Source organism: Neorhodopirellula pilleata, from assembly GCF_007859915.1.
In the GTDB taxonomy this organism is placed as follows: Bacteria; Planctomycetota; Planctomycetia; order Pirellulales; family Pirellulaceae; genus Rhodopirellula; species Rhodopirellula pilleata.
Window position 1 is genome coordinate 76,813 of sequence record NZ_SJPM01000018.1, and the last position, 8,207, is coordinate 85,019.

An 8,207-nucleotide genomic window follows, 5' to 3' on the forward strand; every position below is an offset into this window, starting at 1 on the left:
TGGGCAGTGTCCGTGCAATCCTCAATCGCCCCGCCGGTCAATAATTTGTTGTTGCAGCGATTCGATGGTCGCCTGCATTTCATCGAGGCTCTTGCCTGCCAGCGAGTCGTCGGTCGACGGAGGAACGCCGAGGATTGATTGGAGAATCCGAATCGTCTCCACTCTTCCACGCGTTTCTCCACGTGCTTCCCCCTTTCGAATCAATTGATCCGCTACCGAGCCCGGTTCGGGCTTCACGGGCCAAAATTCAGTAACGATTTCGTTGAATTTTTCTTCGCCGATGATTGGGTTCACTGACATAACATAAATCCTAATGGTATCAAGCAGATTTCGAGCCTGCTGCGGGCTGACCGTTTGGGCGAGTAACTGCAGCACGGGACGCAGCGCGACATCCAAGGTTGGCTCTCGTCCGTATTTTAACAACGTCAAGGCGAGTTGCAAAATTGGTTCGCCAACCATTGTGGTGTCGTCCATCCGACTAACATCCAAAATCGGTATTTCCAGCCCCGGAACGTAACGTTTCCAGCTGGCCGGGACCGGAATCAACTGATCGAGGCTGCGGGCGGATCGCCACGGGCGGACCCCGTTGTAGATGACCCAAGGAATAATGGGCATGAGGGGTTGGTGATTCTCAAGTGCATTCTCCCAAATGCGGACGATATAACCGAGCATTTGAATCAGAGTCTGCGAATCGTCCGTGCTCTTGTGATCGATCAGAACTAACAGATACGCGTACTTGGTCCTCATCTCCAAACTGTTGACGATCTCATCAGAGACATCGACCGAAAAGAGTCGATCGGCGAATCGACGTCGCAGATTCCGATCGATAAAACTTGTGTCAACCTGGGCCATGGTTGCCAACTTCAAATGCTGAGTCAGTTCTTCGGGCAGGTGCAACTCAAGCAGACTCCGTGCCGCCTCGATCTGTTGCAGCGTTCGGTTAATTAGACGGTCGTAGGGAGATTGGATCGCTTCGTCGCCCGACGGCGGATCGGGGGGAGCGGAATCCGTTTCGTTCTCGCGCGTTGCCATGCTGCTGATTGTAGCTTCGCCATGTGGGTGGGCAACTCGGGGCACCTTAACCACTGGCGAGCGATGCGACGAGGTGTCGACTTCGATGCCGTGTCGTGCGTTCCAGGTGTCGCTACAATGGGCGGAGCTCGTCTTCCTGAATTTCTCCTTTTTGCCGATAACGTCTCCCTTGGTCCCCGCACTTTCCGTCGACGATCTGACTGTTGCCTATCACCGCAAACCGGTGATTTGGGACGTGGAATTTGAGATTCCCGAAGGCAAACTGGTCGGGATCGTCGGCCCCAATGGGGCCGGCAAAAGTACGTTGCTCAAGGCCATTATGGACCTGATCCCACGGGCATCCGGTCGCGTGGAGGTGTTCGGACAACCTTACGCCGAATCGATTCAACGGGTCGGTTACGTTCCGCAACGAGAGAGCGTCGATTGGGATTTTCCCGTCGATGCGTTAGATGTCGTGGCCATGGGGTTGTATCGCCGCGTGGGCTGGTGCTTGCCCTTGCGAAAAAAACACCGCGACGCCGCTCGAGAAGCGCTCGCGCGGGTCGGGATCGCCGATCTCGCCCACCGACAAATCAGTCAGCTTTCGGGCGGGCAACAGCAGCGAACCTTCTTGGCTCGCGCCCTTGTCCAAGATGCCGATCTGTATCTGATGGACGAACCGCTCGCCGCCGTCGATGCGGCCACCGAAGCGGCGATTGTCGAACTGCTCAAACAAATGCAAGCGGACGGCAAGACCGCGGTCGTCATTCACCATGACCTGCAGAGCGTCCCGGAGTATTTCGATTACGTGGTGTTGTTGAACATGCGAGTCGTCGCGGCAGGCAAGACCGAAGACGTGTTCACGAATGAGAACTTGCAACGAACCTATGGCGGTCGCTTGACGTTGTTGGAGGAAGCGACGGAGGCCATGCGTCGACGGGAGCGAGGGATTTGAACGAACACTTATGGCGAGTGTTGAGTTTGCAGGACCACAATACTCGGGTGGTCATCCTAGGCACCGCGATGCTGGGGTTCGCCTCCGGCTTGGTGGGTTGCCTGACTTTGTTGCGACGTCGTGCCCTCGTCGGTGACGCGCTCGCCCATGCGGCGCTGCCGGGTATTGCGATTGCTTTCTTGACCGCGACCGCGCTGGGGTACAACGGCAAGTCCTTGCCGCTATTACTCGTTGGTGCGACCGCGTCGGGCTTGCTGGGCATCGTGACGATTCTATTAATCCGCAAAAACACCAGGATTAAAGAAGACGCAGCGTTAGGGATCGTGCTGAGCGTGTTTTTCGGCGCGGGAGTAGCGTTGTTGGGCGTCGTGCAACAAATGAGCAGCGGTCATGCGGCGGGATTGGAAGCGTTCATTTATGGCAAGACGGCCACGATGACTTCCGGCGACGCATGGTTGATCGGTGCCGCGTCGATCGGCTGCGTGCTCGTTTCGCTAGCGTTGTTCAAAGAACTCAAGCTACTGTGTTTCGACGAAGCGTTTGCTGGCGCGCGCGGCTATCCGGTGCTGTTGCTCGATACCGTGTTAATGGGCGTGGTGGTCGTCGTTACGATCGTAGGTTTGCAGGCGGTCGGTTTAGTCTTGGTGATCGCCTTATTGGTCATTCCAGCCGCTTCGGCTCGCTTTTGGACGGATCGCTTAATCGTGATGATGATGATCGCTTCCGTTCTCGGGATGCTCGGTTGCTTGTTCGGAGCTTCCGCCAGTGCGATCTTTCCGCGTTTACCCAGCGGAGCAATGATCGTGCTCGTCACAGGAGTGGGGTTCCTCGTCAGCTTGATGTTCGGCCGTCAACGCGGCGTGGCCGTGCGATGGTGGCGACGCAAACGCCTCAATGACAGTATCGATCATCAACATTTGCTCCGAGAGTTGTTCGAAATGTTTGAACAGGATCCGTCGCGGTTATCGGTCCCGTACGAGGAACTACTGCCGCGTCGAAGTTGGTCGAAGAAACGATTGCGGCGAATGCTCAATCAGGCGTCGCGAGAAAGTTGGATTACCGAGAACATCTCGCGAATGGAATTTGCATTGACCGCCAAAGGCAAGGACGAAGCCAAACGATTGACCCGCCGCCACCGGTTGTGGGAGCTGTATCTGATTCAACACGCCGACATCGCACCCCAACGTGTCGATCGCGACGCTGACGCGATCGAACACGTGCTCGAGCCAGAAATTGTCGCCGAATTGGAAACGCTACTCGATGCGGAACTAGGCCGATCCCGCATGCCTGACGATCCCCATGCGGGCGAATTAGTAGGCGATAATTCGAGCGACACGGCCGACCTCGAATCCAAACCAATTTCGATGGTCGATACGAATCGCACTGGCAGAAGCTTATGATCGAAATCGCGTGGAAATGGTCGTTCGATGGTTGGATCGTCGCCGCCGGCGTGCTGTGCGCGGTCGCGTCGTCATTGCTGGGATGTTTTCTGCTGCTACGACGGATGAGCTTACTCGGCGACGCGATTTCCCACGCTGTATTGCCCGGATTGGCGGCGGCATTTTTGATCTCGGGCTCTCGCAGCAGCATTTGGATGTTCGTCGGTGCGGTCTTGGTCGGCATCTTGACGGCGTTATTATCTGATTGGATTCACAATCGCGGCCAAGTCGACGAAGGAGCCTCGATGGGCGTCGTCTTTACCACCCTATTCGCTGCAGGTTTGTTGATGATCGTCGTCGCAGCCGATCGTGTCGACCTGGACCCCGGATGCGTACTTTACGGCGCGATCGAACAAACGCCGTGGGATCGGTGGGAAATCCCAGTACCAGGCTTCGGCTCGATGCAGGTTCCCCGAGTCGTCGCGGTGCTGTCCGTAGTGACGATGATCAATGCGTTGTTCGTCGGTTTGTTTTTTAAAGAACTGAAGATCTCGACGTTCGATCCAGCCTTGGCGACCGCGAGCGGCTTCTCGGCGACGTTGATTCATTACGTGCTGATGACGCTCGTCGCGATCACGGCGGTCGCTTCGTTCGAAAGCGTCGGGAACATCTTGGTCGTTGCCATGTTGATCGTGCCACCCGCGACGGCGTATCTGTTAACGAACCGGCTCAGCATAATGGTCGTTTTGGCATGTTTGATCGGTGCGACCTCCGCCGTTGTCGGTCACTTAGGTGCGTTGCACGTGCCGACTTGGTTCGGATATCGCAGCACGACGACGGCGGGCATGATGGCGGTCGCCTCAGGTGTGGCTTTCGCGCTCGCGTTTCTGTTCGCGCCGCAGCAAGGCGTCGTACCGGGACTCGTGCGCAGACAACGGCTGCGGTGGTCAATCTTGACGGATGACGTTTTGACGTTGCTCTATCGGCTGGATGAATCAGTTAATGGCGATCAAGCGATTCCGTTGCGGACGCCTTGGAAGAAATCACAAACCAATGCAATCGATTGGATAGCCGAAACGCTCCTGACAACGCCAACGGCAGCTCGGATGGCGATTCGTTTTCACCGGTGGCGCGGACGCGTCGAATCCAACATGCGGATTACCGCATCCGATCACGAGGACTCGCCAGAATTGCCGCAGTTGACCGAACTCGGCAGGACGGAAGCCGAAACGATCGTCCGTTCCCACCGTTTGTGGGAGCAGTACTTAGTCACACGGTTTGAAGTCGAAGACAAACGTTTGCACCAAACGGCGCACACGCTCGAACATTTCACCAACCGCGATCTACAAGACCAACTCGACGCGCAAACCGATTCGCCGTCGACTGACCCGCACGGCCGGCCCATTCCAGAAGCTGGGCCAAACTAACCATACCGATTTGAACCCGACACGGCACAACGTCACCCACCGACGTTGACCTTCTGGTGGTTTCACCGTTCCAGCGCGCCTTTCCCCGCTAGGATTTTGTCTCGGAACTTGTTGATACGTGAAATACGCGTTTCGGCCTTCTTGGCTGAATTCAGGTTGATCACATAACTCTTTTGGCGACCAGGCGTTAACTTGTAGAAGGAATCAGCAAGTTCGGGATCGGATTCAAACGCCTCTAACAATTCGTCGGGAATTTGAATGTCGCTCGTGTGCTTCGGAGGCTTGATGCCCGATTCGGCATATCCCATTGCCTCAAGCAAATAAGACTCAATCACCTCCTTCATCTTCGCTACTTGGTTGTTCGCCGTAAATCGGATCATGTCCGGATGCTGAGTATTGGGTCCCTGCTTCTCGAGCACCCCATTGGGGTCCTTCATCAGTGCGGCGTTAAAGAAACTCAGGCGGAAGTCATTGCGCAAGGCTCCAATGATGACGACGTTGCGATCGGCGTGCATGTAACAAGGATGCCCCCATTTGACGGTCTCGGTCAAATTCACGCCAAGACATATTTGGCGGAGTTTTGCGAGACCCGCACTCCACTGCCGAGCGGAACAGTCCGAAGTCGCAAACCGTTCGCAGCGACCACAACCGTTCAGAAAGTACTCTTCAACGTCAGTAATCATGAGGATACTTCAGTTCGGTTCTTCATGATTGAAACTCAAAGGATCAATTGTTTTTGTCTCAAAGATCAATTGTTGAAACCTGTCGCGGCAAAGGGACTCGGCCGGACAGGACCGTCGACCGGATTCTATCAAAACAAAACCGCCGAACAAATCGGGCGGCAAAAGATCGGCAAGCGTTAACGAATAGCAATCCGGAAGGTGCCATCCACGTTTCCAATCGCTCGGTGCACGGCCTGGTTTCGACCCTCTTTCGTGCTCGTGCTCAGCATCGCGGTGCTCGTGCTCGTAATCGATCGAAGGACGATAGTAATCGAGCCAATCGTGGTCGAACGCTGGTTCGGTCATCGCTGCAATTCGGTTGGCATTGAATTGCAATGATTGCGATTTTCACGTTTGATATGACGATCAGGGCAGCGGCAAGCCTAACCGACCGGTTCAGCTGTCAGTTTGAACGGACGACGACTGGAAGCAGGGCGACTACGCGAAGCAGGCCGCGCCGCTACCCTGGCCTCGGTAGTGGTGACGGCCCGTTTGCTCGGCGTGCTGCTTCATGGACTCAGGACGACCCACACACGCGCTCTTGCCAAAGTAACGCTGCCAGTTCCATACCAAATCTCGCCACATCGACACGTCAATACCCAACGCCGCTAAACGCTTCGCCAGTCGTGAAGGCACCTCCGCTTTGACGCCCTGGACACTTTGCTTGGCCGTCCAGCAAAGCAGTTCCCAGTAGTCCTCCCAAGACAGATTCAAGAACCCACGATCACTACTGCGAACGCCACCGGAGTGAACCTCGGCTTCGCCGGACAGGACATTGGGTTTCATGGTCAAGGGGCTCAACCAAGCGTCACGCAGGATCCGACGGCCGGTTGGGTTCTTTCGCTTCGCTTTGCGTTCTTTCCGCAGGTCATCGACCGGTGTTTCGCGGATCTTGCGGCCGGCTTCCTCCGTCGGAATCGGCTTCAAATCGAACGCGGCGGAGTCGACTTGTTCTCCCTTTTGTGCCTCAGCGCGATCATAAGCACTCGTAAACCGACACCCTTCTGGACCTCCCGCGATTGCCGCCCGCACTGGGTTTAAATCCACGTACATGCTGCAGGCAAGCAACCCTGCGTCATCGATAATTCTTTGAGCCTTGAACCTACCTTCCCAAAATCGACCCGTGCACTGATCTTGAAAATTAGCCATCCGTGCGATCGGCTCCGAAAGTGCCCTCATGAACCAGGATACATCGCAGAGTCGCCTACGCACCTCCGCCAGTCGTTTCTTATCCCGGACAAGTGTTTTGACATCATTCTCGGTCGGTTCAGCCAAATGTTCTTCCATCCGTCGACCAGGAAAGACCCGTAACCAGCGGATCGCGACCTCTTCGTCGGACCACTGCGCACAGACATCGGGCCGATTTCGCAGGATCTGGTGGATATGATTGCTCATAATCGCATAGGAAAGCACATCGATCGCGAACACCGAGGCGAGTGCCTCCATTCTCCTGCGAATCCATTCTTTCCGGAACGAATAATCGACCCCCGAGACCGGATCGACCCCAGCCAGCCATGCTCTCCGAACACAGCGTTGTATGCAGTGCACATAACAAATCTCTTCTGGCGAGAACTGTTCGGAGCGTTGTGGACGAGGCATGGCAATCTCCCGGTTTGAGTAATTTCCCGAATTCTACGGACCACCACGCCACTGGTCAATGGTGGGTGGCACCAATTAATCCCTATTCGACATCCCCGTTCTCATTGGCGCATCGGGCGTTGGTCTTCTGAGCCGCACAGCCGTAGTGCTGCATCAGTGCCGAGTATCGCTTCGTCAGTGACTTGCCGTCGGAGTGGTTGCGAACAGCCGCGCTGAGCGAGTCGGTACGATGCTGAATCGGAACGCCACCAAACTGCCAGAACGCATTTTGAATTCCCTCGCTGAGTGCTTCGAAGGACTCGGAGAAACACAGGGAAACGGATTCGACGTTGCTGTAGGTCAGCACGCAGTGAAACAGCGTGTGCTTGAAAACGGCTCCGGCGATCTTGACGCCGAGCGAATTGCAAACCGTGAAATCGCTCGCGGCGAATCGACCGGGGTGGTGATCTTGCGGGAAGAACACGGTCTTTTCGGGGCCATGAATCGCTCGCCAGTTGGCGACCCGCCGCTCGAACGTTCGACGCGTTGAGTCATCGAATTCGCCGGGACGCTGTCGCTGTAAATCGTCAAAGAGGGTCTTCGCCTTGAGCCGCGGTTCGCCCCGGAGCTGTTGCTCCACATCGGCCCAAACGTCCGCAAAAGGATCGGTCCGAGTCCGGTAGTTCCGCGTCGTCTTTCGCTGGGACGGCAGTCGCCCATCATCGCGATACGACCTTGCTGTTTTCTTGTCCATCGAAGCCATCCTGGCAGATGCGGCGAGTGACTTGCCAGCAGCCAGCCATCGCCTGAGTTCAGAAACTTGTCCGTCCGTGACCATCGCTATCTCCTTGGAAAGTAGGAGCTTGCGATGGTGCGATTATCTTTCCCAACAGGGGAATTCTAATTGTCGCTGAGCTGGGAAACGCGGGGGTCGTGAAACCCACGCCCGTTACCTCAACAGGGGAATTTTAATTGCCGCGGAGGGGGAAAACTAATTGTCGCTAGACAGACTCATCGCCGCCACTACCACTCAACGCATGTTCGCGTACTTTTGGACCGTCTACTCCATGGGACTGCGTCTCAACGAGGGCCTTCACTTACAGGTCGGTGACATCGATGCTGCTCGTGGACTGAT

General features: G+C 55.9%; 7 protein-coding genes. 3 read left to right on the forward strand and 4 right to left on the reverse strand.

What is annotated here, in order from left to right; genetic code table 11:
- Positions 1–21: 21 nt before the first annotated feature.
- Positions 22–1,032: an Rpn family recombination-promoting nuclease/putative transposase gene (locus tag Pla100_RS26660; protein ID WP_146581799.1), complete on the reverse strand. Its 1,011-nt coding sequence runs from the start codon at positions 1,030–1,032 to the stop codon at positions 22–24.
- Between the two features lie 169 nt (positions 1,033–1,201).
- On the opposite strand from Pla100_RS26660, the gene Pla100_RS26665 reads away from it, so the two are divergent.
- From Pla100_RS26665 to Pla100_RS26675, 3 genes are read left to right on the forward strand one after another with little or no spacing between them, the layout of a single operon-like run.
- Positions 1,202–1,966 carry a metal ABC transporter ATP-binding protein gene (locus Pla100_RS26665; RefSeq protein ID WP_197168261.1) on the forward strand — a complete coding sequence of 255 codons (765 nt, stop codon included), beginning with the start codon at positions 1,202–1,204 and terminating at the stop codon, positions 1,964–1,966.
- On the forward strand, positions 1,963–3,366 hold the full coding sequence (locus Pla100_RS26670; protein ID WP_146581801.1) for a metal ABC transporter permease: 1,404 nt from the start codon (positions 1,963–1,965) through the stop codon (positions 3,364–3,366). Before Pla100_RS26665 ends, Pla100_RS26670 begins: the two co-directional genes overlap by 4 nt.
- Positions 3,363–4,772: a metal ABC transporter permease gene (locus Pla100_RS26675; protein ID WP_146581803.1), complete on the forward strand. Its 1,410-nt coding sequence runs from the start codon at positions 3,363–3,365 to the stop codon at positions 4,770–4,772. Before Pla100_RS26670 ends, Pla100_RS26675 begins: the two co-directional genes overlap by 4 nt.
- Before the next feature lie 62 nt (positions 4,773–4,834).
- Here Pla100_RS26675 and Pla100_RS26680 read toward each other — a convergent pair whose 3' ends face one another.
- From Pla100_RS26680 to istA, 3 genes are all read right to left on the reverse strand, one after another.
- Positions 4,835–5,455 carry a YdeI/OmpD-associated family protein gene (locus Pla100_RS26680; RefSeq protein ID WP_146581805.1) on the reverse strand — a complete coding sequence of 207 codons (621 nt, stop codon included), beginning with the start codon at positions 5,453–5,455 and terminating at the stop codon, positions 4,835–4,837.
- A 477-nt stretch (positions 5,456–5,932) separates the two neighbouring features.
- On the reverse strand, positions 5,933–7,093 hold the full coding sequence (locus tag Pla100_RS26685; protein ID WP_146581807.1) for a hypothetical protein: 1,161 nt from the start codon (positions 7,091–7,093) through the stop codon (positions 5,933–5,935).
- An 82-nt stretch (positions 7,094–7,175) separates the two neighbouring features.
- Positions 7,176–7,910: an IS21 family transposase gene (istA, locus tag Pla100_RS26690; RefSeq protein WP_146581809.1), complete on the reverse strand. Its 735-nt coding sequence runs from the start codon at positions 7,908–7,910 to the stop codon at positions 7,176–7,178.
- Between the last annotated feature and the right edge of the window lie 297 nt (positions 7,911–8,207).

Bases quoted from the DNA above. Each gene is read 5' to 3' on its own strand.
- Pla100_RS26685 (WP_146581807.1), bottom strand. From the start codon at position 7,093: ATGCCTCGTCCACAACGCTCCGAACAGTTCTCGCCAGAAGAGATTTGT.
- Pla100_RS26675 (WP_146581803.1), top strand. From the start codon at position 3,363: ATGATCGAAATCGCGTGGAAATGGTCGTTCGATGGTTGGATCGTCGCC.
- Pla100_RS26660 (WP_146581799.1), bottom strand. From the start codon at position 1,032: ATGGCAACGCGCGAGAACGAAACGGATTCCGCTCCCCCCGATCCGCCG.
- Pla100_RS26680 (WP_146581805.1), bottom strand. From the start codon at position 5,455: ATGATTACTGACGTTGAAGAGTACTTTCTGAACGGTTGTGGTCGCTGC.
- istA (WP_146581809.1), bottom strand. From the start codon at position 7,910: ATGGTCACGGACGGACAAGTTTCTGAACTCAGGCGATGGCTGGCTGCT.